Source organism: Emticicia sp. 17c (assembly GCF_037153985.1).
Lineage (GTDB): Bacteria > Bacteroidota > Bacteroidia > Cytophagales > Spirosomataceae > Emticicia.
Genome location: NZ_JBBAYI010000001.1, coordinates 837,614 through 860,678 on the forward strand (window position 1 = coordinate 837,614; position 23,065 = coordinate 860,678).

General features: G+C 38.7%; 23 protein-coding genes. 10 read left to right on the forward strand and 13 right to left on the reverse strand.

Going from position 1 to position 23,065, the window contains the following annotated elements:
- Positions 1–27: 27 nt before the first annotated feature.
- Entirely contained in the window at positions 28–2,148 is a 2,121-nt protein-coding gene (locus tag WAA15_RS03445; protein WP_337041040.1) for an outer membrane protein assembly factor BamB family protein, read from the forward strand.
- A 102-nt stretch (positions 2,149–2,250) separates the two neighbouring features.
- Here the strand turns inward: WAA15_RS03445 and WAA15_RS03450 are convergent, their stop codons facing one another.
- From WAA15_RS03450 to WAA15_RS03460, 3 genes are all read right to left on the reverse strand, one after another.
- Positions 2,251–2,643, reverse strand: a complete 393-nt coding sequence (locus WAA15_RS03450) for a sugar 3,4-ketoisomerase (protein WP_337041041.1) — start codon at positions 2,641–2,643, stop codon at positions 2,251–2,253.
- A 126-nt stretch (positions 2,644–2,769) separates the two neighbouring features.
- Positions 2,770–4,641, reverse strand: coding sequence for a hypothetical protein (locus WAA15_RS03455; RefSeq protein WP_337041042.1), 1,872 nt, complete (start codon positions 4,639–4,641; stop codon positions 2,770–2,772).
- Between the two features lie 119 nt (positions 4,642–4,760).
- Entirely contained in the window at positions 4,761–5,225 is a 465-nt protein-coding gene (locus tag WAA15_RS03460; RefSeq protein ID WP_337041043.1) for an Lrp/AsnC ligand binding domain-containing protein, read from the reverse strand.
- Positions 5,226–5,770: 545 nt separating this feature from the next.
- Here WAA15_RS03460 and WAA15_RS03465 point away from each other — a divergent pair.
- The 3 genes from WAA15_RS03465 (at position 5,771) to WAA15_RS03475 (ending at position 9,469) form a co-directional block, all read left to right on the forward strand.
- Complete coding sequence (locus WAA15_RS03465; RefSeq protein ID WP_337041044.1) at positions 5,771–7,009, forward strand: DUF819 family protein; 1,239 nt, start codon at positions 5,771–5,773, stop codon at positions 7,007–7,009.
- 50 nt (positions 7,010–7,059) lie between these two features.
- The gene (locus WAA15_RS03470) at positions 7,060–8,535 is read left to right on the forward strand and encodes a capsule assembly Wzi family protein (RefSeq protein WP_337041045.1); all 1,476 of its coding nucleotides are present in this window, start codon (positions 7,060–7,062) and stop codon (positions 8,533–8,535) included.
- A 73-nt stretch (positions 8,536–8,608) separates the two neighbouring features.
- Positions 8,609–9,469 carry a DUF5694 domain-containing protein gene (locus WAA15_RS03475; protein WP_337041047.1) on the forward strand — a complete coding sequence of 287 codons (861 nt, stop codon included), beginning with the start codon at positions 8,609–8,611 and terminating at the stop codon, positions 9,467–9,469.
- Here the strand turns inward: WAA15_RS03475 and WAA15_RS03480 are convergent.
- Positions 9,458–10,177 carry a 6-phosphogluconolactonase gene (locus WAA15_RS03480; RefSeq protein ID WP_337041048.1) on the reverse strand — a complete coding sequence of 240 codons (720 nt, stop codon included), beginning with the start codon at positions 10,175–10,177 and terminating at the stop codon, positions 9,458–9,460. The two genes, WAA15_RS03475 and WAA15_RS03480, sit on opposite strands and share 12 nt — an antisense overlap.
- Before the next feature lie 77 nt (positions 10,178–10,254).
- On the reverse strand, positions 10,255–11,139 hold the full coding sequence (locus WAA15_RS03485; protein ID WP_337041049.1) for a 1-aminocyclopropane-1-carboxylate deaminase/D-cysteine desulfhydrase: 885 nt from the start codon (positions 11,137–11,139) through the stop codon (positions 10,255–10,257).
- An 80-nt stretch (positions 11,140–11,219) separates the two neighbouring features.
- On the opposite strand from WAA15_RS03485, the gene WAA15_RS03490 reads away from it, so the two are divergent.
- Together WAA15_RS03490 and WAA15_RS03495 are read left to right on the forward strand one after the other, a co-directional pair.
- A complete protein-coding gene (locus WAA15_RS03490) occupies positions 11,220–12,251 on the forward strand; it encodes an RluA family pseudouridine synthase (RefSeq protein ID WP_337041050.1) in 1,032 nt (343 codons plus the stop codon).
- A gap of 47 nt (positions 12,252–12,298) precedes the next feature.
- The gene (locus WAA15_RS03495) at positions 12,299–12,751 is read left to right on the forward strand and encodes a GNAT family N-acetyltransferase (RefSeq protein WP_337041051.1); all 453 of its coding nucleotides are present in this window, start codon (positions 12,299–12,301) and stop codon (positions 12,749–12,751) included.
- Between the two features lies 1 nt (position 12,752).
- Here the strand turns inward: WAA15_RS03495 and WAA15_RS03500 are convergent, their stop codons facing one another.
- Positions 12,753–12,986, reverse strand: coding sequence for a hypothetical protein (locus WAA15_RS03500; protein WP_337041052.1), 234 nt, complete (start codon positions 12,984–12,986; stop codon positions 12,753–12,755).
- Positions 12,987–13,198: 212 nt separating this feature from the next.
- Here WAA15_RS03500 and WAA15_RS03505 point away from each other — a divergent pair, with 212 nt between their 5' ends.
- Positions 13,199–13,438, forward strand: coding sequence for a hypothetical protein (locus tag WAA15_RS03505; RefSeq protein ID WP_337041054.1), 240 nt, complete (start codon positions 13,199–13,201; stop codon positions 13,436–13,438).
- Between the two features lie 44 nt (positions 13,439–13,482).
- Positions 13,483–13,743: a YtxH domain-containing protein gene (locus WAA15_RS03510; protein ID WP_337041055.1), complete on the forward strand. Its 261-nt coding sequence runs from the start codon at positions 13,483–13,485 to the stop codon at positions 13,741–13,743.
- 364 nt (positions 13,744–14,107) lie between these two features.
- Here WAA15_RS03510 and WAA15_RS03515 read toward each other — a convergent pair whose 3' ends face one another.
- A complete protein-coding gene (locus WAA15_RS03515; protein ID WP_337041056.1) occupies positions 14,108–15,139 on the reverse strand; it encodes a hypothetical protein in 1,032 nt (343 codons plus the stop codon).
- A gap of 386 nt (positions 15,140–15,525) precedes the next feature.
- Between WAA15_RS03515 and WAA15_RS03520 the strand changes: the two genes are divergently transcribed.
- Positions 15,526–16,065: a YciE/YciF ferroxidase family protein gene (locus WAA15_RS03520; RefSeq protein ID WP_337041057.1), complete on the forward strand. Its 540-nt coding sequence runs from the start codon at positions 15,526–15,528 to the stop codon at positions 16,063–16,065.
- Positions 16,066–16,148: 83 nt separating this feature from the next.
- Here the strand turns inward: WAA15_RS03520 and WAA15_RS03525 are convergent, their stop codons facing one another.
- Genes WAA15_RS03525 through WAA15_RS03535 form a run of 3 tightly spaced genes read right to left on the reverse strand, consistent with a single transcriptional unit; the run spans position 16,149 to position 18,706 of the window.
- Positions 16,149–16,994 carry an SDR family oxidoreductase gene (locus WAA15_RS03525; RefSeq protein ID WP_337041059.1) on the reverse strand — a complete coding sequence of 282 codons (846 nt, stop codon included), beginning with the start codon at positions 16,992–16,994 and terminating at the stop codon, positions 16,149–16,151.
- A gap of 39 nt (positions 16,995–17,033) precedes the next feature.
- Positions 17,034–18,236 carry an NAD(P)/FAD-dependent oxidoreductase gene (locus WAA15_RS03530; RefSeq protein WP_337041060.1) on the reverse strand — a complete coding sequence of 401 codons (1,203 nt, stop codon included), beginning with the start codon at positions 18,234–18,236 and terminating at the stop codon, positions 17,034–17,036.
- A 5-nt stretch (positions 18,237–18,241) separates the two neighbouring features.
- Positions 18,242–18,706: a hypothetical protein gene (locus tag WAA15_RS03535; protein ID WP_337041061.1), complete on the reverse strand. Its 465-nt coding sequence runs from the start codon at positions 18,704–18,706 to the stop codon at positions 18,242–18,244.
- A 248-nt stretch (positions 18,707–18,954) separates the two neighbouring features.
- On the opposite strand from WAA15_RS03535, the gene WAA15_RS03540 reads away from it, so the two are divergent.
- Entirely contained in the window at positions 18,955–19,452 is a 498-nt protein-coding gene (locus WAA15_RS03540) for a pyridoxamine 5'-phosphate oxidase family protein (protein ID WP_337041062.1), read from the forward strand.
- A 46-nt stretch (positions 19,453–19,498) separates the two neighbouring features.
- Here the strand turns inward: WAA15_RS03540 and WAA15_RS03545 are convergent, their stop codons facing one another.
- Genes WAA15_RS03545 through WAA15_RS03555 form a run of 3 tightly spaced genes read right to left on the reverse strand, consistent with a single transcriptional unit; the run spans position 19,499 to position 23,056 of the window.
- Positions 19,499–20,494: a polysaccharide deacetylase family protein gene (locus WAA15_RS03545; RefSeq protein WP_337041063.1), complete on the reverse strand. Its 996-nt coding sequence runs from the start codon at positions 20,492–20,494 to the stop codon at positions 19,499–19,501.
- A gap of 22 nt (positions 20,495–20,516) precedes the next feature.
- Positions 20,517–21,737, reverse strand: coding sequence for a serine hydrolase domain-containing protein (locus WAA15_RS03550; protein WP_337041064.1), 1,221 nt, complete (start codon positions 21,735–21,737; stop codon positions 20,517–20,519).
- A 17-nt stretch (positions 21,738–21,754) separates the two neighbouring features.
- Positions 21,755–23,056 (reverse strand): right-handed parallel beta-helix repeat-containing protein, encoded by a 1,302-nt coding sequence (locus WAA15_RS03555; protein WP_337041065.1) that lies wholly within the window; start codon positions 23,054–23,056, stop codon positions 21,755–21,757.
- Positions 23,057–23,065 lie beyond the last annotated feature (9 nt).

Here is a 23,065-nt window from a genome sequence, read left to right on the forward strand (position 1 = left end):
TGACTACTCTTACCAGCCTTTTAACCTATGAAGCAAAAAATCTTTCTGGTAGCAATAGCCCTAATAATTTTTGGGCTAACTGCTGCTTGGCAATACCAGCATGAGCCAGTAAATTATACTGAATGGAAAGAGTATCTGGGAGGCCCTGACCGTAATCATTACTCTACCTTAGACCAGATTACGCCCTCAAACGTTAAAAACTTACAGGTAGCATGGACATACAGCACGCCCGATTCGGGACAAATGCAGGTAAACCCCATTATTGTAGATGGAATATTATACGGCGTTACCTCATCTGTTCAGGCTTTCGCTTTAGATGCCGCTACTGGTAAAGAAATATGGCGATTTGGAGAAAAAGAAAAGTCTTTTGCTAGTACTAGTCGTGGTGTTGCTTATTGGACAGACGGCACCGACAAGAGAATCTTACACACCATTGGCTCGTACTTATATGCCATAGATGCTATTACGGGCAAACCTGTTACGACGTTCGGCGATAACGGAAAAGTAGATTTGCATACGGGGTTGCCGGCCATTGCACAAAAAAAGTTTATCATTTCTAATACCCCCGGAACTGTTTACGAAGATTTGATAGTAATGCCAGTAAGGCTTTCAGAAGGAGCCGATGCTGCTCCGGGTGACATTCGTGCTTTTAATGTTAAAACTGGTAAACTTGTATGGAGTTTTCATACGATTCCATATCCGGGAGAAGCGGGCTATGACACATGGCCTAAAAATGCTTACAAAAATATTGACGTAGGAGCCGCTAATAACTGGGCGGGTATGTCGGTCGATAAAAAAAGAGGTATTATTTATGTACCAACAGGCTCGGCAGGCTATGATTTTTACGGAGGAAAAAGAATTGGTAAAAATCTGTATGCTAATTCGCTGTTAGCCCTGAACGCACGAACAGGAAAACTTTTGTGGCATTTTCAGACCATGCACCACGATATATGGGACCGTGATTTACCAGCCCCTCCGAACCTGATTACCGTAACACATAATGGCAAAAAAACTGATGCGGTAGCTCAGGTAAGTAAACAAGGTTATGTTTTTTTATTTGACCGTGTAACTGGCAAGCCCCTTTTCCCGATAAAGGAAATACCCGCACCTAAATCGGCGCTAGCTGGTGAATCGGCATGGGCTACACAGCCCGTACCCACTAAACCTGCGCCTTTTGCACGCCAGTCATATACACTTACCGAGAACGACATAAGCCCCTATGCACCAGACCGCGATTCTCTTATTGCACGTTTCAAAACATATAAGCGCAACCAATTTGCGGCTCCAAGCAAAGAAGGGACAATTATATTACCCGGCTTTGATGGTGGTGCTGAATGGGGAGGTGCGGCTGCCGACCCGAATGAAGGCATTATTTATGTGAATAGCAATGAAATGGCTTGGATATTAACCATGAAAGAAACGCCAAAAGAAGATGCACTTGCGGGCTTAGGAGCAGGAGAACGCATCTATGCAACTACCTGCGTAGCTTGCCATGGTACTGATAGAAAAGGAAATACCAAAAGCGGCTATCCATCACTGGTAGAGATTGAGAAACGCCGTGACAAAGCCTTTGTTGCACAAATTATAACGAATGGCAAAGGCATGATGCCCGGCTTTACCGCCTTAAGTGCCAGCCAAAAACAAGCTTTGGTAGCTTTTCTGTTCAATGAAGAAAAAAAGGAAGTAGGAGCCGCCGACAACAAAGGATTTAAAGCACCTTATTTACCCTATTTAAGCACAGGTTATAATAAGTTTCTTGATGCCAATGGATTGCCTGCTATAACCCCGCCTTGGGGAACCCTGAATGCTATTAATCTGAATACAGGTGAGTACCTTTGGAAAATCCGCTTGGGAGAAGTATCTGCCCTCAAGGCAAAAGGTATTCCTACAACAGGTTCAGAAAACTATGGTGGGCCTGTGGTAACAGCCAATGGTTTATTGTTTATAGCTGCTACTAAAGATGAGAAATTCAGGGTTTTTGATAAAAAAACGGGTTATTTACTCTGGGAAACACAACTTCCTGCCGCTGGTTTTGCCACGCCGTCTACTTATCAGGTCAATGGCAAACAATACATTGTGATTGCTTGTGGTGGGACTAAACTCGGAGCCAAAAAAGGGAATCAATACGTTGCATTCGCTTTGCCTTAGATACCATAAACCTGAAAGGCTTTGTAAATAGAGGTCTTTCAGGTTTATCTTGTAAAATTTATTTCCAGAGATTATTATAAGTCAAAATAGTAAAGGTCTGTATTAGTGCTGCACAGGAACAAGTTTTTTTTCAGGGTATTTATCAAAGATATAATCTTCTTTATCATAAAACTGATCTGAAAGTACTAATAAAACTGCATTTTCAGAGAAATCATACATTTCGTGCCAATCTTCGGGAGCTAGTAGCAAACATTTATCAGGTGCATCCAAATCAAAAACCGATTGTTCTTCTCCGTTGTCTACAAAAACTCTGCAACTTCCACTGACACAGGTTAGAGCGTTACTAGCTTTAATATGCCTGTGGCCGCCTCTGACTTGATTTGTAGCATCATAAATATAAAAAATTCTCTTTATGCCCTCCGGTAGTATTTTTTCAAAAACTGTCAGGCTTCCTTTTTCTGATGAAAACGTTTGTAAATGAAATAGTTTTGCCATAAGGCTTTTTTAGCTTTATTATTTATTAAAGTTGGGATACATACACGAGTGTAGTGTAAAATAAAGGCTTTTTTTTATTATTTAAAAGTTTGCCCTTCTAAATTAGGTTAAATTTATGCTTCCACATTAGCATCCACACGGGAATTTCATGCTCATTGCCTTGCTTTTATTAACCATTTTCTGCCATGCTACTGGCTTGGGAATAAACACCACACGCCCAGCTCCTGGAAATACTGTCTGCTGAGTCGGCTCTCCTATTTTACTCACAATTTGCTGGTACATACGTTCAGGAATCAAGTCAATACATAAATTTATACCTGCGAAATCGTTATACTGAAAATACCTGATGAAATACGCAAGCTGCTGGTCAGAAAAATCGTTTATTATTACCGACGCCTTACGCCAATCATCCGAATCAGGAACCAATATATTGCCTATACCTATGTTGGTAAAACCTTTAATTGCTGATGGATGAATATGGCTATAATACCCGCCAATTACTTTTTTATGATGAAACCTTCTGAGTGCATATATATTGCAAGTTTTTTCAAAAACAGGGCAAAGATTTTCTTTTAGACCCGTACCGTCACCTCCTACAATACAAAAAGGGAAATCAAGAACGGCCTCTCCTTCCTGCTTTTCGACGTAAGACATATAATTAAAAAAGTTACTATCTATTTTATAAGGTGCTTTACTGTACCGATAGCCGTATACAACAGATACTTCTAATAGTAATAATATACTCAGAATAGCTACTATAATTTTTCGGCTTTTTATTTTCGGCCATTCAATTGGCAGGAAAAAGCAACAAAATATGACAGGTAGTATCGATGTAAACCTCGAAGGCACACGATTGAATGTTCCCCACGGAAAAATTTTTAATGTAGGTACTTTATTCGGATGGTAAAAAGTTGAGATTACGAGTAAGATACTCAGCGGCAAAAAAACCAGCCAATACTTTTTACGATTATAAAAGTATCCTATACTCCCTATCAACAAACAAAACCAACCCGGGCTTCCCGACCCTAATCCCTCAGGCATATCTTTTAATACAGCTATTAAAGGGTTTTCTATTGCATTAAAAAAAGGTAAATATGGAAATAACATCCGTAAAGGATGGCTCCACATGTGAGGCGACTCCGCATTATTAAAATGTAATGTTTGTGCCTCTTTGTAAATCTGCCATACAATTGGCAAGTATAAGTACAATAGCAATAACGACGGTAATCCCAAACATATATAATATACGGGTTTGCGAACAAAGTCGGTTTTCCAGCTACTTATGTACGACAAAATCTGGTTTTCCTTGTTAAGGTATCGTTTCAGCATTACCCCACAGGCAATAATCAAACTCAGTACGAAACTCGTCAGCGCAAAGCCACAAACGTAGCCCAAATTCATGCCAAGTGCGGCAATAAGTAAAAACGCCTTTAAAAACACCCATTTGAGCGATATGTTTTCTTTCAGAATAATCCTTTTGAATAAAATAAAATCTGAAAATATGCTCAGTATTGTCCAGTGAATTGTACTATGGTTAAAGTGGTGCGGATACTTGTTAAGCGCATAGAAATTTAAAAAAGTAACCACAAAGCCTGAAAAAAATGCTTTTCTAGCTCCAAACTCTCTCTTCAATAAAAGATATGTGCCTAAAAAGGAAATAATCAGACTTAATACATAATAATAATTCAGCCAAGCGCCATGCCCTTTTAACTTGTAAAAAAAAGCAAACCAGTAATTACTTTCGAGCGACCAGTCAGAAAACGCCTGAGTGGTGCCAAACGGATAAAAAGTCTGGTTCTGATTCAGGGCAACCTGTGGGACAATATCAAAATGAATGTTCTCTGACAAAAAATAGCCTACGTATTCCCATTCATCGGTATCTCCACCTCCGGTTAGCGGCAAACTAAAGTTTCTGATAAAGCATATTCCATAAATAATAGGCAATACAATACAGATAATGATAAAAAGTTGATTTTGCCTCGATGCTCGAAAGTTCATTGCGTATTTTCTACATAAGAAGAAATGATACTGCAAATTTATCAATTTTTATCAGAACCTCTCGAATTTTACTGATTGACAGCCTACTGCCTGAAAAGGTTGTAATACCAGATTTTTTTTTACAACAATGGAATAGGGCGTACAGTACGTTCTTCTAACGAAATAAAAGTTTCAGTCCGTTGGATTCCCTGCACTTTCTGCACCTTATCGTGTAACACCTCTCTAAGATGTGAGGTGTCACGGCACACAATTTTAGCAAAGATGCTGTACATTCCTGTGGTATAATTGATGCTTACAACTTCAGGTATTTTTTCCAGTTGGTCGGCTACTTCATCATAGAGTGAGCTTTTGTCCAGATAAATACCAATAAAAGCACTGATGTCCCACCCAAGTTTAATAGGGTCAATAATTAATTGAGAACCTTTTACAATGCCCATCTGTTCCATTTTAGCCATTCGGACGTGCACTGTCCCACCTGAAACAAAGATTTTTTCGCCAATTGCAGTATAAGGCATCTTAGCATCTTGCAATAGTAGTGACAAAATTTTCAAATCTGTTTTGTCAATTTCTAAATTTTTATCCATTCCAGAATATATTTTTTACGAATTTATCAATAAAAATAGCTATAATTTAAAATTTATTCAAATTTTAAATTATTTTTATATAAAATTTGCAATTTAAAGTATTTATGTATTAACTTTGCATTGTCAAGAGAGACGAAATACCTGCTTGACAATGATAATGTAAGGTGATGAAATTGGCAGCCATGCCCTCCTGTCTCGGGGGTGGTGAGTATAGGATAAACGCAGCATAAAGCCGGACAATTTTAGTCGACTGGGATTGACCACCAAAATTTGTACTGTGGCTAACTACACCGTGGGCGGTTCGAGTCCCCCTCTTACAGCGTGAAGTATGAAAGATTTATGAATAAATTTCTTTCATACTTTTTTTTTAAGTATGTTTGCTTAACAAAAACATTATTTGGTTTTTAGTTTGTTGATGAAGTGTAATTGCGACACGCAGTTCCGAATTGAGGATTGCGTGTTTTTTATTTCACCTTATTTAGCTATTTTGGCACTCAGCAAATAAACATTTTTTAACCTATTCATTAGCGAATATTCCTCTTAGAATGAACCCTACTACCCCTTTATTAAAAAACGATGCCGTAGTGCTTGGTGTTTTGCTTGGCACGCTTGCCTTGATATTTTATTCAACGAAAACAAAACTGTTTGAAAAAATTTATAAAATTATTCCACCGATTCTGCTTTGTTTTTTTATTCCGGGTTTATTCAGTTCGTTTAATGTGATTTCGGCCGAAACTTCTCAGCTCGACGAAATAGCCTCACGTTTTCTTCTTCCTACCTGTCTGGTATTTTTTACGTTGGGTATCGACTTTAAGGCGATAAAACGGCTTGGGGGTAAAGCATTATTTGTGTTTTTTATTGGAGCATTGGGTGTTATGGTTGGTGGGCCTTTAGGATTATGGGTTGGCAAAATAATAGACCCTTCGTTTCTCAATAAAAATGGTGAAGAAGTGTGGCGAGGTTTAGCAACAATTGCCGGAAGCTGGACGGGTGGCAATGCCAACCAATTGGCCTTAAAAGAAATATTCAAACCAGCCTCCAACGTTTTTGCTCAAACCAGTGTCATAGATGTGTTATTTGCCGAATTGTGGTTAGGTATGCTACTTTATTTTGTTAGCAAAGCCCCAATAATTGACAAAAAAATGAATGCCGATGCCTCGGTTATTGATGAAATAAAAGAACGCATAGCAGCAGGAAGCTCTGTACAGAAAAACCCCGATTATCAGGAATTAATAATTTTGCTTGCTGTTGGTTTTGGTATTACGGGCGTATCTCATTTTGTGGCTGATATAATTGCCCCGTTTGTTGGCGAAAATTATCCGGCACTAAAAGCATACAGCCTCGACTCAAAATCATTCTGGATTGTAACGTTAGCATCGCTTTCAGGGCTTTTACTTTCGACCACTAAAGCCCGAAAACTCGACAACTGGGGAGCTACCAAATTTGGTACATTGTTTCTGTATATAATTATAGCTACCATTGGTATGCAGTTGCATATCTTTGATGCATTCAAGAATCCGACTTTGTTTTTAGTAGGGCTTATCTGGATTCTTACGCATGCTATCTTTACGCTTCTGGCTGCACGTATAGTCAGAGCTCCGTTTTTCTTTACGGCTGTGGGGTCTCAGGCTAATGTAGGAGGTGTAGCGTCAGCGTCAGTTATTGCGGCTGCATTTCATCCTTCTTTGGCTCCTATCGGAGTATTATTGGCTATTTTAGGTAATGCCATCGGAACCTATTGTGGGTATATAACCGGCTTAATTATGCAGTGGATTTCAAATTAGGCATTGTTTTTGTCGTTGGTATGACATACGAAGTCTATTACTTGAGTTGAATGCGAATTTTTGTTGTCATATTATTATGCCTTACTCTAAGAACTGTTTTCGCACAGGAAAAACAGTTTCAGAATAAATTTATTTATCAGTTTGAAGTGGGCGGGTATTTTTCACTTACAAATAAGTTACCTTTCTGGCAAGCCAGTAATCAATACGGTAGTATCCCTAAAGATTTACCTTCATTTCTTTGCCGGCAGAGTATCAGAACCAAACGTGATACACTCAACAAATTTTTCAAACTCGATTATGGCCTTGAAGTTGTTACTATTCTTGGCAAACAGCCCCAACTATTACTGCCCGAAGCATATATATGTACCAAAATTGGCAAGTTTCAGGTATACGCTGGTAGAAAAAAAGAAATTTTCGGTATTGTTGATACTATCTTGAGTTCAGGGTCTCTTTCGTGGTCGGGTAATGCGTTACCTATTCCGAGAGTTCAGATTGGTATTCCGAACTACATGAAATTATTCTTTAACTGGCTTAGTTTTAAAGGTACTTTTTCGCATGGCTGGTTCGGAAACCAAACCTACGCTAAAGATTACTACCTACATCAGAAATCTTTCTTTTTACGTATCGGGAAACCTGATGGAATGCTCAAACTACACGGCGGCATTGTGCATAATGTACAGTGGGGAGGAGTACCAAAAGTAAAATTACCCGAAGGTGACGACAGGCTTTATAACGGGCGTTTTCCGGAAGACTGGTTTGTATATGCCAATGTGGTACTACCATTTAAAAAACTTTGGGGTATGTCGCCTAAATATGAAGACTACAACAAGTTTGAGTTAGGCAACCGGTTCGGTAATCATCTGGGTACTTTAGACGCAGCCGCGGAGTTTACATTTAATAAAAGTAAACTTATGTTATATCGTCAGTTTATTTTTGAAGATGGGCAGTTGTTTGGCTTAACCAATACCGACGACGGCCTGTATGGCTTAAGTTTTTCGCCTGAAAACAAATCTGCTTTTAAAAAGATAGTTTTTGAGTACGTTTTCACAAAGAATCAAGGGCGTTATGTATCTGGCTTTGGCCGATTATTGGGTTTAAAAGATCGCCATCCGAACGAAGAAAACTTTCTTTTTAATCATCAGCAGTATCTCGACGGGTGGTCTTATAACCGCTATACCATAGGCACTCCTTTTTTAACGCCCGAAGAAAACCTCAGGTCAGAAAAACAACTCGATAATGGTTATGTGTTTGTTAACAATAATCGTATATGGGCGTTTTATCTGGGCTTAATGAATCAGATAGGAAGCATTAACTTTACAAATAGAGTTTCATACAGCAAAAATTTTGGTTCTTACGACCTCATTGGTAAGCCTATCAGCCCCGTCACCCAGATTTCTTATAGCGTCAATACAGTTATTCCACTAAGCCGATTAAAAGCCGACCTTAATATAAATATTGCCGTCGACCACGGAGACCTAATCAGAGATAACTTTGGTTCTTATATTTCAGTTATAAAAAGGTGGTAAATTAATGGTTCACACCTCTGTTATATGCTATAATTCGGCAGTTTTTTGTTAAGTTTAAGCAAAAACCCACTCTATGAAACGAATATCCTTTTTTATTTTCTTAATTGCGTTTCCAATAAGTACTTTAGCCCAAAGCAACCGTGTACAAATTGTATTCCTCGGAGTTTTTCACATGGGTGAAAGTACCGATTATAAGCAAGGGGCAATTACAGATTTACTTTCGGCGGAGCGGCAGCAACAAATTGCAGATGTAGTTGAAACTTTAGCAAAGTACAATCCTGATAAAATCTTTGTTGAAAATACACCCGATGCACAACCTTACTGGAATAACGTTTATAAAAACTACTTGAATGGTTTTAAACCTGCCGATTATAGTGCCGAGCATAACGAGATATATCAACTGGGCATTAAACTAGCTGCACGAGTAAATATTCCTTCGGGTGTAACCTGTATCAATTACGTTCAACCTGACTTAATGAAAGGTCTTAAAACTGCCAGAAATAAAGTTGATACGTTGCTTAGTTTTTACACAAATGAGCTAGAGAAGAAGCGTCCTTCGTATGAAGCATATTTCAAGGCGAATCCTAGTGTAAATAAATCTTTTAAAGATTATCTGGCCCGCTATGAAACATGGAAAAACCTATCAATAAAAGACCATTTGGTATTACTTAATTCAGAAGAAAGCATCCGTGCCTTGCATTATTTCAATATAACCGGATGGATGGATACCAATACTAATGGCTATGGAGCCGAGTTTACAGCAAAGGAGTATTTCCGCAATACTAAAATATTACAGAATATACTCCTAAGTGTTAGTCCATCAGACCGCCGGCTATTGGTTATTATCGGTGGCGGACACGTTCAGGTATTGAGAGATATGCTTAAATCGCACCCATATTTTGAAGTAGTTGATGCAACTACTTTACTGAAGTAATGAAGCGGCTGCTTTATCGACCCAGATATGCCCGTTTTTATGCAGTTTGAAAACAGTTGCCGGAAAATTAATATTAGGCTCCTGAATAACCACTTCTTTAATTACTTCTGCTTTTTTCTCTCCGGTAGCTATCATAATCGCAGTTCCGGCTTCTAGCAAATGTTTAAGACCTATTGTAATACCCTGCGTTAACTCGGTACCTTGTTTGAAATACTTCTGCCCCGTAGTTTTGGTAATTTCGGCCAATGCTGAAACATGGCAATATAAATCAAAACTTGTACCGGGTTCGTTCAAACCAATATGCCCGTTTAAGCCTACACCTACCAAAATAAGGTCGGCCCCACCCTTTTCAAACAATAGTTTATCTACTCTTTCACATTCGCTTTGGAGGTCGTCGGTCATTGAGTCAAAAAAGGTATACTGGGCAGGGTTAATGTTAAGGGGCTTCAAAAGATTTTCTTCTACAATATAACGGCAACTTCCTTCGCTGGTAGCAGGTATGCCAACCCATTCATCGAGCCCGATAAAAGTAGCCTGCGCAAAATCATTGGCCTGAGCCAACTCTACAATTTTTTTATAGGTCTGCACTGGCGTGTCGCCCGATGTAAGAATAAACGTGGCCGTAGGTTTTTCTCTGACCATATTAATAATAAACTGTGCTGTGGAAGAAGCTAGTTCTTTAGAATCCTGAAATATCTCTACTTGCATGGTTAATGTATTTTTTAAATAACTGATGCGAAAACTGTACTTTAACGTGCTACAAAAATATTCAAAATTACGTATAATCAACGTAAACCTCCTGTATGAATTAAAACGATTGTAGCTCCAGCTCTGATATGATTTTTTATCAGTTCATAAAAAGCAAAAAACATTTTTCCTGAATATACGTGTTCAAGCTCAACAGGATGCTTTGTTTTAAAATCATGAATGAATCTGAGCAGTTCGGATGTTTTTTTTGCGTAACCTCCATGATGATAATCCCAGAAGATTTCAAAATTTTCAGGTAAAGTGCAGTAACCGTCTACTACAAGATTCATTATTTCTTTTTCGAGATAATGCCCGTTTTTCAACACACAAATACCCATTATTTTTGTTTGCTGACCAGCTTTTATCAATCCTGCAATTGTACCACCAGACCCCACCGGACAAAAAATATAATCAGGTTTATATCCTAATTGGCTTACAATTTCCTGATACAGTTCTTCTACCCCTGCCAACGCAAGGGGGCTTGTGCCTCCTTCGGGTATAATATACTCATCATCGAGGCGATATAATGCCAAAAGGTTTTCTTTGTCTTTGTAGGCTTCGCGTGACACAAAGGTTAGCTTCATTCCTGCATTTGCTGCAAATTGTAATGTCAGGCTCGAATCGGGTTTAAGTTCGTCTCCCCTGATAATGCCGTGTACCTCAAAATCGGTATATTTAGCAATTGCTGCCATGGCATAAATATGATTTGAGTGCGCCCCTCCGAAAGTGATTAGTTTGTGATAGCCTTTAACTTTTGCATCAAGCAGATTATATTTCAGTTTCCGCCATTTATTACCAGAAAGTTCAGGATGAATCAAATCATCTCGTTTAATAAAAACTTTAAGAGCCTTTTCTTTAAATAAAGGGTCGTTCAATGGCTCTAATGGCGAGGGCAGGTTTAGTATTTTTTCAAAATCAAGCATATCTTTGTACAATGAACCTGAAGTAACAACGCATAGAGCCAATCAGGGTCTTATTTAGATTTGTACCAAAATTACTCAGAATGTCTGAAATACAAGATAATATCGACAACGAAGAAGAAGACGAGTTATATGAACACCAACGGGTTGTTGTTGATAAAGGACAGACCTTGATGCGTCTGGATAAATATTTGCCTCATTTTTCAAAAAACATTTCACGGAACAGGATTCAGAACGCCATCGAAGCGGAGTCTATCAAAGTAAATGGTTTACCTGCTAAAGCCAGCTATAAAGTAAAACCCTTTGATGTTATTACGTATTCGTTACCCAAACCTCCGCGCGATACAGAACTTGTTCCTGAAAACATACCACTCAATATCGTTTTTGAAGATGAAGATATTTTAATTATTAATAAGCCCGCAGGAATGGTGGTGCATCCGGCTTTTGGTAACTGGACGGGTACCTTAGTAAATGGGCTTGTTTATTATTTACAGAACCTGCCCACACATCGGAACGGAGAAATAAGGCCGGGGTTAGTTCATCGAATTGATAAAGATACCTCAGGCTTGTTAGTAATTGCCAAAAACGATTACGCCATGACTTTTCTGGCTAATCAGTTTTTTGAACATACCATTGAGCGCACTTATTATGCACTGGTTTGGGGTGTACCCAAAGAAGCCAGCGGAACCATCCATAACTTTATTGGCCGAAGCCTTCGGAACAGAAAGGTATCAGATGTTTTTCCAGACGGAACTCAAGGGAAAGAAGCTATTACTCATTATAAAATTCTGAAAGATTTAAGATACGTATCACTGGTGCAATGTAATCTGGAAACGGGTAGAACCCACCAGATACGTGTACACATGAAGCACATTGGCCACCCATTATTTAATGATTCTGAATACGGTGGTGATAAAATTCTGCGCGGACAGGTTTTTAATAAATATAAACAGTTTGTAGAGAATTGTTTTGACATTATACCGAGGCAAGCCCTTCATGCCAAAACTTTAGGGTTTGTGCATCCGAGAACAAAAAAATGGCTACAATTCGATACAGAACTACCAGACGATTTTAAAGGTGTGCTGGAAAAATGGGAGAATTACATAACAGAATAGCTAAATTAATACCCTAAATAAAATCTAATTAAATTACAGCCAACAGAATGAAAGTTAAAATCCGAAAAATACGCAAAGAAGATGTACCACAAGTTTTTAATCTGGTATATGAATTAGCCGTTTATGAAAAAGCACCTGAGCAAGTAACGAACTCGGTTGAAATGATGCTGAAAGATGGTTTTGGTAAAAACAAAATTTTTGGCTGCTTTGTAGCAGAAGTAGATGGCATAATTCAGGGTATATCGATTTATTACTATCGCTATTCGACATGGAAAGGCAAAAGGCTGTATCTGGAAGACATTGTTGTTACAGAAGCCATGCGTGGTAACGGGCTAGGTAAACTCCTTTTCGATAAAACCATTGAAGAGGCAAAAAAAACCAATTGTACGGGTATGATGTGGCAGGTACTAGACTGGAACGAACCCGCAATTAACTTCTATAAAAAGAATTTCCCGACACGCTTTGATGCTGAATGGATTAACTGCCATCTGGATTTTTAAACTAGTTTTTTTCAATTGCGCGGCGTTGTTTTCTGACTTTTCTTTTATTGCTGTCGCCTACTAGTTTTTCGCCAACAAAATGCACCCTCGTTTTCCAGATTTTTCGGGGCGAGAACGTTTTTTCTCCGTGCCGATGTTCCATCCAGACCTGACATGACTTGATGGGACACGGCCTATATATATAACAACTTTGTAGTAATACGAGTAAAAGAGATATAGCTAATAATTTTCTCATCAAGTATCAAAACGATTTTCTCCCCAAGTTATTTTCAAATACGCATTTAAAAAAGGTAAAATTATCTTTTCTCCACACATACTTGTCTGATAGTTGCAATTTTTCCTCGGTATAATTCTCATTTTGGGGAAAATACACCCCAAATTCATTAAATTATTTATTTTTCCTTCAGGAATAAGTTTTTTAAATATAGAGGTATTAAATCTACAACCATGAAAAAATCAGAAAAACTCGACAATGAAGATGAAGCTCAGGTTAAAGAAGAGAAGAATCTTAATTTCAGAAAAATGCTCTTATGGCTCTTAGGTTTAGGGTTAACGTTTTCGATAATTGCCTACATAGGTGGCTTTATAACCGTTGGCGGGCCTGGTAAGGGTGGGCGGTTCGGTATCATTACCCCCGAAGATTCGTCGGCAGTTGTTAAAAGCGACACCATCAAAGCGGAGCCGTAAATTTTTAAATTAACTAAATTTCACACTTAAATTACACAACACACATGAAAACTGAAAGAGAAGAACTGCTTGATAAAGCAAAAGACATGAAAGAAAAATGGCAAGATAAAGCCGAGAAAGCATCAGATAAGGCAAGTGATAAAATGGATGAAATAAAAGACAAAGCAAAAGATAAGTGGGAAGATGCCAAAGAAAATGCTTCGGAAGCTTGGGAAAAAACAAAAGAAAAAGCTGAAGAACTTGGAGATAAAATAAGTGAGAAGGCGCAAGAAGGAAAAGAGAAAGTTAAAAGCTGGATAAATTAAGATATTAATCGTGGATTCTATAGTGGTTGTGAAAGTCAAACAGGGGTATAGCATTTAATATACCCCTTGTTTTAAAACCAACCTCACTTGTATCTGAATATTGATTTCAAAGATATTTTACAGGAAACTGTTAAAAAGAACGTAACTAAAATACACACAACTTCCAGTTTTTAAGGAAACGCACAACTTATAAAACTAAAAAGTCAATTGTTAAGAAACATAACAACGTTAAGGTCTTATTTAAATTCACACAACTTAAAGTTATTAAATCTTACACAACTTACCTTACGTAATCCATTAAAATTAACTACAAAATCCAACACGAAGGGGGCCATTATCAAGCCCCCTTTTTATATGTTCCTTGTCAGGCTGCAAGCTGCTTTTTGCCAGTCGTATATTTTGTTAAAAATTGCGGTTTTAATAACTGGTTATATCGTTCTTCAATGAATCCGTTTTTGAGGTATGCAGGCAACCCATTTAAAAACTGTTGATATGCGTCTAAACCTAGTGCTTTTATCAGATAGGCTTCATGTACCAGATTAAGATAATACACAATGCCTGTAAGGGCTTCATGAAAATCTTCAAAAGCAATAGAGGCATTCAGAAACCGTTCAATTTCTCGGTTGCTTTCAGAATACTTCAAACGACCCAGTAAATCAAAAATAGTAGTTACAGGTAGCTGAGAAGTAATTTTCTCCCAATCAAGTTTTGAGAACTTCATTATTATATCGCCTGTTTTTCTATTTTTCAGTGCGGTATCTTCGTTACTTTGAATTACATCTCTCAGTTTCTTGGCCTTCATGGTACGCGTAGTACGCAGGAACTGAGCAACGTGCGAAGCAACATCTTCTTCATCTTTCAAGAAATCGACGCTTGGACGAATAGTACTTTTAGCCAACCGATGAATTTTGAAATCATTATAATTTCCAGAACTGTAATAGCCTAGTGAGGCCGGATAAAAGCCTCGCTCTACCCAACTTGCCATACGTTTTGTCACAAGGTCTTCATCAGAAGAATAAAAGCCCTGCGTACCTAATACAGCCCTGACCGAATAATATACACTAAAATAGGCCTGCGGAAAAGCCCAGTGCAACGAATGAGCCAAAAACTGCCTGTCGGGTGTTCTGGCTACGTTTCTAAGCGAAAACTCCGTATTCCAGGCGTTTATCATCATAGCCTTAATATAATTAACTCTTTGCTCATTCAGGAAAGGCTTAAAGCGTTTTAAAAAGGGCAAAGAGGCTATTTTTGTCATTTCACCGGTTTTATCAATTGTTCGGTAAATAGCTTCAAAGTGATTAAAAAATACCTGCGCGGGTATTGATGATGCATCCATCATTGTTATCTTTCCTGACTGATAATTTTTAATCACTGCATTTCTTTCAATATTCTCCATAATTTAAATAGATTATAAAGTAAAAGCGTGTTTGAGTATATGATTTTTTCTATTAGAACCCTTCTATATATTAAACGAAAAATCTATCAAGAAAATTCATTTTCAATTCCAAAAAATACCATTCAACCTACTGAAAATCAATCAATTAACAAACATTAACATATTACAACAGTCATTTAAAACAGGCTTGTTTCTATTGCTTCACCAATAGTGTTTTTCTGAGGATTTTCTACCTCAAAAGATTATTTTTTTAATCATCATGAGGAAGATTTACGCCTGATTCTCGAACGTATAATCTATAAAATAACGTTGGAACGAAATTTTAGCAATATGGTGTCGAGTGAATATACTTTCACAATTTTTTATTCAACTAAACTCGGAAAATCATGAAAACCTCAAATCAAGATTTCAGATCACAATTTTCAGAAAATGATGGTGAAAAACTCAAATCACTTTTTGTAGATGGACTGAAAGACCTCTATTGGGCTGAAAATCATTTAGTAAAAGCACTGCCCAAGATGAGTAAAGCGGCTACTTCCGAAGACCTGAAGATGGCGTTTGAATCACATCTGGCTGAAACTGAAAAACATGTGAGTCGTCTGGAAAAGATTTTCGAAATGATTGGCGAACGCGCACAAGCCAAGAAATGTCCGGCAATGGAAGGACTTTTACAGGAGAGTGACGAGATTGTAGCTTCTACTGATACCAGAAGTTTTGTCAGGGATTGTGGCCTGATTATGGCCGCCCAAAAAGTTGAACATTATGAAATTGCCTCTTATGGTACGCTAAGAAACATAGCGCGCATTTTAGGACATTATGATGCAGCAGAAATCTTACAGACAACTTTGGATGAAGAAGGAGATGCTGACCATAAATTAACAGAACTGGCAGAGGCACATATTAATGAAGAGGCTGCCGCTGAATAAAATTTTCCGTTCTCTATTGTGTATAAATTAACAAGAGAGAGGTTATTACATGAAGTAACACCTCTCTCTTGTTGTTAAGGCACTTATCCATTGACGGGTTCGCCTCCATTCACATGAATCACTTGCCCACTTATATAACTGGCATCTTCTGAAGCCAGAAAAACGTATGCCGGAGCTACTTCTGCTGGCTGGCCCGGGCGTTTCATGGGTGTATCTTTACCAAATTTCTTGATATGTTGTTTTGAGAAAGTAGACACGATGAGGGGTGTCCAGATAGGACCGGGTGCTACGGCATTGACTCTGATTTTTTTATCGGCCAGCATACCCGACAAGGTTCTTGTAAAAGCAATAATAGCCCCTTTAGAAGAAGAATAATCAAGTAATAAAGGATTACCACGATAAGCCACTACCGAAGCCGTATTGATAATTGAACTACCTTTCTTCATGTGAGGTAAAGCTGCTTTTACCAGATAAAAATTAGAAAAAATATTCGTCTCAAAAGTCTGGCGAAGTTGTTCACTACTTACATCTTTAACCTCTTCTTTCGGGAACTGTACGGCAGCATTATTAACCAGAACATCAATCCTCCCCCACTCTTTTATAACTCTTTCTACAATAGCATTACAATTGTCTTCTTTACTTATATCTGACTCAATCAATAATGCTACCCTACCTTTTTCTTCAATTAACCTTTGGGTTTCAATGGCATCTTCACCATTTCTATGATAAATAATAGCTACATTTGCGCCTTCTCTGGCAAATGCCACGCTCACAGCACGGCCGATGCCACTATCACCACCAGTAATAAGGGCAATTTTATTGAGTAATTTCTGAGGCTTCCGGTCATAAGGTCGTTCAAAAATGGGCTTATTCTTCATGCTTTCCTCTTTTGAGGCTGCAATATTGATTTCTTTTTCATGTTTTTTCATGGTTTTCGTTTTTTTAAAGAATCGTTAAAAAACTATGCCTTACCTGTCGAAACCGAAAATATCTTCACCTGTATTTTTCTTACCCATCAATCTATCTCGAATAATTTCTGCCGCCAATAAGCTAAAAACTATCCCATTCCCACCAAAGCCCAAAGCAAAGTATGTATTAGGCCACTCACTGACTTCTCCAATATACGGCAGACCGTCTTTGGTTTCGGCAAAAGTGCCTGCCCAGCTAAAATCAATCCGAAAATCCAGATTCGGGAATTTCTTCTGAAAATCGTTGAGCAATTGTTTGGCCTTTCTGGAAGTAAGTTTATCTCTTTTTTCAGGATTGTAAAATGGTTCATCTCTGCCTCCTACCAATACCCTGTTATCGCTAGTAGTGCGCATATATAAGTAAGGGCGCGCCGTTTCCCAGATTAAACAATTTTCGAACCACAAATCATCCGACTCGAATGGCTCGCTAACAATGGCAAATGAAGAATTGAAGTCTACAATTTTTTTTGAGAGATACCCCTGAGCTTCATAGCCACAGGCCATTATCAGTTTTTTAGCCTGAATGGTTTCTCCATAATTTGTTTGAAGGCTAACACCCTTTTTATGGGTATTTATGGCTACTACTTCGGTATTATCAAACACTTGCAGGTTTTGCTGCATACTTGTGTAGAGCAGTTCGTGTGTAAACAAATAGGCATCAATCTGCGCACCTGCGGATGATAACAAACCAGCCGGAGCTGAGAAAGGGAATAGCTCCGTGAGGTCGGCTTTGTTTAAAAGTGCTAAATCAATGCCGATGTCTTTCCTTAACTGATATTCTGTTTTGAGGCTCTGCACATCTTTGCTGGACGAAGCATAGTACAAACTCCTTCTGGAAGCAAACCCTACATCTTTTTTGAGTGAAAGGGCTATCTGTTTTATTTTATGAATAGCCTCAACGCATAGCAAATAACTTTTATTTGCTTTTTGGACTCCTACATATTTTGTGAGGTCGCTCAGGTGCGTATCTATTTCATATTGCAATAATGAGGTGCTGGCACAGGTACTACCCATACCTATTTTACGTTTGTCGACAACAATAGCAGGAATGCCTTCCTGTGTCAGATAATAGGCTATTAAGGCACCAGTTATGCCCCCGCCCATAATAACAACGTCTGTTTTGAATGAATGCTTAATAGAAGGGTAAGAACGTACGATACCACTTCTCATTAACCAGAATGGAGATTCGGTTCTTAAATCCATGTATATTAGACCAATGCGGTATCAAGCACTTCTTTAGTTGTGTCGAAAGACTTGCGCAGGTTTGAAATATGTTTTCCTAAAATAGTGAGCAGTTCTGGCAATGACAAAAACTGTAATAGATTCATGGTTGACTCATAAGCCTTTTCAGCGAATTTATCGCCTAACTGGCAGGATAAAGCTACTGTTCTTGGATTCGTGGACGACATAGCCATCGTAAAATAAAACTGTGACTGATGTATTTTTTCGGTTTGAACCTGAATTGATTTATTGAGGTCTATATTACTATTCATGATGGAGCGGTCAATACAATCAGTAAAATCGTTCATTTCATTAATTTTTATCTGAAAGTATTTTTTCAGATTGCCGTTTCTGATAGTCTGAACAGCATTCTGATAGCCTTTTACTCTGACAGCGTTAATCTCGCGAAGTTGAATAAGGCTTTTTACTGCTTCTTCATTTAACTTTTCCATTGATGCAAAAGATTTTTATAGTTATGAAGTAAAATTGGGTAATATTCTATATTGAGACTATATAAAAAATCATTCCACGGGCTGATTCTCGTCATATTTGTCAGGTATGAGTATTTAATTACACATTTGCCTGTTGCTATAATTACTCATTCTTTTTATTGGCAGATTATCTAATCGTTAATTGTTATGGAACAGTATTTTTAATAATTGAACTCGTGAAACATCCACGTAAAAAACTTTAATTGACTATGGAAAAAGGTAAAGAAAAAACTCAGGCAGACATTCGCGAAATGGTAAAGGATATTCAGTTTGCCATGCTCTGCACAAACAGTAGTAAGGGGCATATTCATAGCCGCCCGATGGGTACACAAGGCATGGATAAAGAAGGGAATATATGGTTTCTGACAGCCCGCGACTCAGAAAAAATAGCAGAAATCAAAGCAAACCCGCAGGTTTGTGTATGTTATTCTTCTCCTTCTGATAATACTTATGTCTGTATTATGGGAAAAGCAGTGCAAGAAGACAACCAGCAAAAAATTGATGAATACTGGAGCCCTATGGCTAAGGCATGGTTTCCTGACGGAAAAGATGACCCAAATCTGACACTCATAAAAGTAGTACCACATGAAGCTGAATATTGGGACTCAGACAGTAGCCGCGTGGTGGTAGGTTTAAAGATGTTAAGCTCGCTTGTTACAGGCAAAGAATATGTTGATGAAGGTGCTTACGGCACTGTGAAGTTCTAAAAAGAAGCCGGAGCGGTAAATACTGTTCCGGCTTCTTTATCATTTCTTATTTAATTTTATCTCTTCTTTCTTTCAGTTCGCGCCACGTAGTCAGAATAATTCCGTTATCCTGAATATATTTTTTGAGTGCGGGGTCAAGCATGGCCAGTAAATCGCCCCTGCGGTTATTTCCTGAGTCTGAAATATGTTCAAATACCTCAGTAGTTGACGTACAGTGCATAATTACCATTGTTACCCCGGGTTGCAAGTCTTTAAACGACTCAATATATTTTTGGGTTTTATATTTTTGCAAAACATCATCACTTATTTTTTGCCCTCGGTACTGATTCCATTCATAGCTGATATTGTGTAAGTCGTCCAGAACAGGTAAACCTGCCTCCCACAACTGTTTTCCAATAGCCTGTGCTTGTTCGAGTTTAAGACCAGCAGAGCCTATTTCTTTTATAATCATGTGGTCGTGCCCACCCGGAAACATGACAGGTATTTTTTGTTCCATTCCTACTTTCAGGTAACGTTCCAGATAATCGGGTCTGGCAAAAAGCGTTCCCATGTGTGAATCCATGTGTGTTGGTTCAAAACCCATAGTTCTGGCGCGGTCTAACTGGCTTCTGATTTCTTTCTCAATGTCATCGGCAGTAGCGTGGGTTGCAGTTGCCTGTACACTACGCCACATGGCTCCTTCTTCATCTACCAGATTTGGCACTACTGCCTTGCCAGCTAATGGCCCCCAGCGATAATCTTTCCACTCCGAAGTAAGGGTCAGGTGTAAGCCGGCATCAGTTTTAGGATGAGTTTTCATGTAATGCACAAAACCCGGCACCCACGGGCAAGGCATCATTACACTTAATGACGTAGCAACGCCTTCTTCGATAGCTTTAATAGCACCAATATTGGAGTCGTAAGACATCCCGACATCATCAACGTGCATAATGATTACTTTTGCCCCCTTAGGATACCCAAGTTTTTCGGCATAAGTTTGATTCTGCGCCCATCCATTGAGCGATAAAACAGCGGCAATCAGCGTAAATACAAAGTTTCTCATTGTATCAGATTAAATTCAGAAATTATTTATTAAAAGCCTCTAAAAGTTTCGCTACAAGCCCGTCCATTGCAGGTGTGTTTATCCATCTGCATACCATAACCAATTCATGGTCTGGGTCAACGTATATCATGTTAGTACCATTACCCAGATGATAAAATACATTAGCTGATGCACTAGGTAACAGTTTTTTATCTGTATTAAGAAACCAGTTCATATATCCATAAGTTGGTTCGGCAGGTGTTGGCGTAAGTGCCTGTCTAACCCAGTTTTCAGACAACAACTGTTGGTCTTTCCAACGCCCCCGATGTAATGATAAAAGCCCAAAGCGCGCCATATCATACGCATTAATGAACATTCCGCCACCCCAATGCCCACCACCGCTTACCGACTGCACAACCTGACCATCGAGCACTATCCATGAGTTTCGGTAGCCAGTCCAACGCCAAGTGTTCGATGCTCCTATCTTATCCATAATGTTTTCTTTCAGCACCTGTGGCAAAGGTTTACGCCAGACACTCAAAGCAGCCAGCGAAAGCGCATTTACACGCACATCGTTATATTCGTAGACCTCCCCTTGTTTATGACGTGGCCTGTTCAGCCATTGGGTGGGGTCTTTATCGGGGCGGTCAGCCCATTCGGGTTTTCCCCAGAGTGTACCTTCCCAGTCACTGGTCTGACGCAACATGGCGTTCCATGTGATTGTACGGTTATGAGGGGTATCAAAAAGGCGTAATAATTCGGGTTTTCCAAAATCATCAGCCGAACGGCTTACAGGCTCCCCATATAACTCTATCGGAGGCACGTAAGCAGCCACGGTGTCGTTTACGCTTTTTATTAACCCACGGTCAACAGCTACTCCTACTACACTCGATAAAAAACTTTTTGTTACACTGTGGGTCATATCACAACGTGCAGGCTCGCCCCATTGTGCTACAATATAGCCCTTATAAACAATTATTCCTGTTGGTTCGCCACGTTCAGCAAATGGCCCTATTCCGAAACCAAAGGGTTCTTTACCAAAACTCTGATAATGCGAAACCTCCATGTTACGAGGATTCTTCGATTCGTTAGCAATGGCAAATCTGATTGCTCCGTCGATGCTGGCAGTATTTAAACCTAGCTCAGCAGGTTTTTTCTGTATCCAGTTATTGGCCTCAGGGAAATACGGTTCATAGGTGCTTTTCTTTTGCCCGAATGCTGTTAATCCACACGCGAAGGCTAATACAAATAAAGTTTGTTTCATTATGATTCAGTATAATGCTATTTGTTTTTAACTATATTGTTTTTCAGATAAACTCCGTCAGGGTTCACATTTTCGTCAGCATAAATATATTGGCCCTCTTTATAAATCTCAAAATAATTATTGATGACCTTTATACCTTTGAAATGATTCCCTGACAACCTGAGCCCACAGGGTTTTCCGTTAACAATATTTCTGGCTGTTACATAGCATTTATTACCACTTACTTCGGAGTTAACAACTTTATTAGTTTCGTTAGCTCCCCAGAAAGTAATACTGCCATAATTGTTTTTCAGACCATCATTTCGGCTGATATTGTTGATAATTTTATTATTACTGAATTTTAAAGGGCAATCGAACTGTGCCAGTAAATATCCGGCTCCTTCGTTGTCATGAGAATAACAAGCTCGGATGATACAATCAGAAGAACCACCGTCAATATCAAAACCACCACCATCTTTAGTTAAGCCAGCATGGTTATGATGCGATTCGCATTCCTGAATAATTCCGTTTTTACACATCCAGAGCCAAATTCCAACAGGGCCACCTCCTGCACATCGGTTATCGGCACCGTTTTCGTAGGCTTCACATTTTTCAATAAGCAAGCCATCGATTCCGGCCATTACAATTCCATTGCCTGAATGATTATAGGTCTTGCCAAGAATACCTTTATTATGATGGGCTTTATTATGAGCCAAATAGAAGTTTTTATGAGGTATAGCCGGATATTTAGCCAACGACCCGATGCCTGCCTCGCCATTTTCATGGGCTATATTATGAGTGATTTTTACATCCCGATAGCCAGAAGTATCGCTTTTATCGCCAATAATCACAATTCCATACCCATGAAAACCTTTTACTTCGCAACTATCAATTTCTATAAACGACAATGATTTGAACTGATAATCTGTATAAAACTCAATCCCATTTTGCTTGTTTGTGGTAACTCCCGAGCCATTGAACACTAATTTTTTAACCCTTATACCGGCACAATTATATGCCCATAAACCTCTGTTATCTGCTGCATTTATAATTGCGCGTTGGTTCCCATAACTACTAATGGTTAAAGGATTAGTTCGAGTGCCACCATCAAGGCTATCAAGTATAATAGTTCCGTCAAAAACTTTTCCTCCTTCAAAAAGAACTGTCTCTCCGCTTTTGAGAATAATTGTATTAAGTTTCCCGATGGTTCTCCATGCTGTGGCAACACTCAGGCCATTATTATTATCATCTCCGCTTGTACTGATGTAATAGGTATTTTTTTCAGGATGCCTGATGATAAATAAGCCAATCAGCCCTATATAAGCCCATAGTTTAGTCATGGTTTTTAT

Excerpts from the sequence above, each read along its gene's own strand:
- WAA15_RS03540 (WP_337041062.1), top strand. The coding sequence starts at position 18,955 with ATGGAAAAAGGTAAAGAAAAAACTCAGGCAGACATTCGCGAAATGGTA.
- WAA15_RS03470 (WP_337041045.1), top strand. The coding sequence starts at position 7,060 with ATGCGAATTTTTGTTGTCATATTATTATGCCTTACTCTAAGAACTGTT.
- WAA15_RS03530 (WP_337041060.1), bottom strand. The coding sequence starts at position 18,236 with ATGGATTTAAGAACCGAATCTCCATTCTGGTTAATGAGAAGTGGTATC.
- WAA15_RS03460 (WP_337041043.1), bottom strand. The coding sequence starts at position 5,225 with ATGGATAAAAATTTAGAAATTGACAAAACAGATTTGAAAATTTTGTCA.
- WAA15_RS03545 (WP_337041063.1), bottom strand. The coding sequence starts at position 20,494 with ATGAGAAACTTTGTATTTACGCTGATTGCCGCTGTTTTATCGCTCAAT.
- WAA15_RS03450 (WP_337041041.1), bottom strand. The coding sequence starts at position 2,643 with ATGGCAAAACTATTTCATTTACAAACGTTTTCATCAGAAAAAGGAAGC.
- WAA15_RS03515 (WP_337041056.1), bottom strand. The coding sequence starts at position 15,139 with ATGGAGAATATTGAAAGAAATGCAGTGATTAAAAATTATCAGTCAGGA.
- WAA15_RS03505 (WP_337041054.1), top strand. The coding sequence starts at position 13,199 with ATGAAAAAATCAGAAAAACTCGACAATGAAGATGAAGCTCAGGTTAAA.
- WAA15_RS03510 (WP_337041055.1), top strand. The coding sequence starts at position 13,483 with ATGAAAACTGAAAGAGAAGAACTGCTTGATAAAGCAAAAGACATGAAA.
- WAA15_RS03480 (WP_337041048.1), bottom strand. The coding sequence starts at position 10,177 with ATGCAAGTAGAGATATTTCAGGATTCTAAAGAACTAGCTTCTTCCACA.
- WAA15_RS03465 (WP_337041044.1), top strand. The coding sequence starts at position 5,771 with ATGAACCCTACTACCCCTTTATTAAAAAACGATGCCGTAGTGCTTGGT.
- WAA15_RS03445 (WP_337041040.1), top strand. The coding sequence starts at position 28 with ATGAAGCAAAAAATCTTTCTGGTAGCAATAGCCCTAATAATTTTTGGG.
- WAA15_RS03490 (WP_337041050.1), top strand. The coding sequence starts at position 11,220 with ATGTCTGAAATACAAGATAATATCGACAACGAAGAAGAAGACGAGTTA.
- WAA15_RS03555 (WP_337041065.1), bottom strand. The coding sequence starts at position 23,056 with ATGACTAAACTATGGGCTTATATAGGGCTGATTGGCTTATTTATCATC.
- WAA15_RS03455 (WP_337041042.1), bottom strand. The coding sequence starts at position 4,641 with ATGAACTTTCGAGCATCGAGGCAAAATCAACTTTTTATCATTATCTGT.
- WAA15_RS03550 (WP_337041064.1), bottom strand. The coding sequence starts at position 21,737 with ATGAAACAAACTTTATTTGTATTAGCCTTCGCGTGTGGATTAACAGCA.
- WAA15_RS03500 (WP_337041052.1), bottom strand. The coding sequence starts at position 12,986 with ATGAGAAAATTATTAGCTATATCTCTTTTACTCGTATTACTACAAAGT.
- WAA15_RS03475 (WP_337041047.1), top strand. The coding sequence starts at position 8,609 with ATGAAACGAATATCCTTTTTTATTTTCTTAATTGCGTTTCCAATAAGT.
- WAA15_RS03485 (WP_337041049.1), bottom strand. The coding sequence starts at position 11,139 with ATGCTTGATTTTGAAAAAATACTAAACCTGCCCTCGCCATTAGAGCCA.
- WAA15_RS03535 (WP_337041061.1), bottom strand. The coding sequence starts at position 18,706 with ATGGAAAAGTTAAATGAAGAAGCAGTAAAAAGCCTTATTCAACTTCGC.
- WAA15_RS03525 (WP_337041059.1), bottom strand. The coding sequence starts at position 16,994 with ATGAAAAAACATGAAAAAGAAATCAATATTGCAGCCTCAAAAGAGGAA.
- WAA15_RS03495 (WP_337041051.1), top strand. The coding sequence starts at position 12,299 with ATGAAAGTTAAAATCCGAAAAATACGCAAAGAAGATGTACCACAAGTT.
- WAA15_RS03520 (WP_337041057.1), top strand. The coding sequence starts at position 15,526 with ATGAAAACCTCAAATCAAGATTTCAGATCACAATTTTCAGAAAATGAT.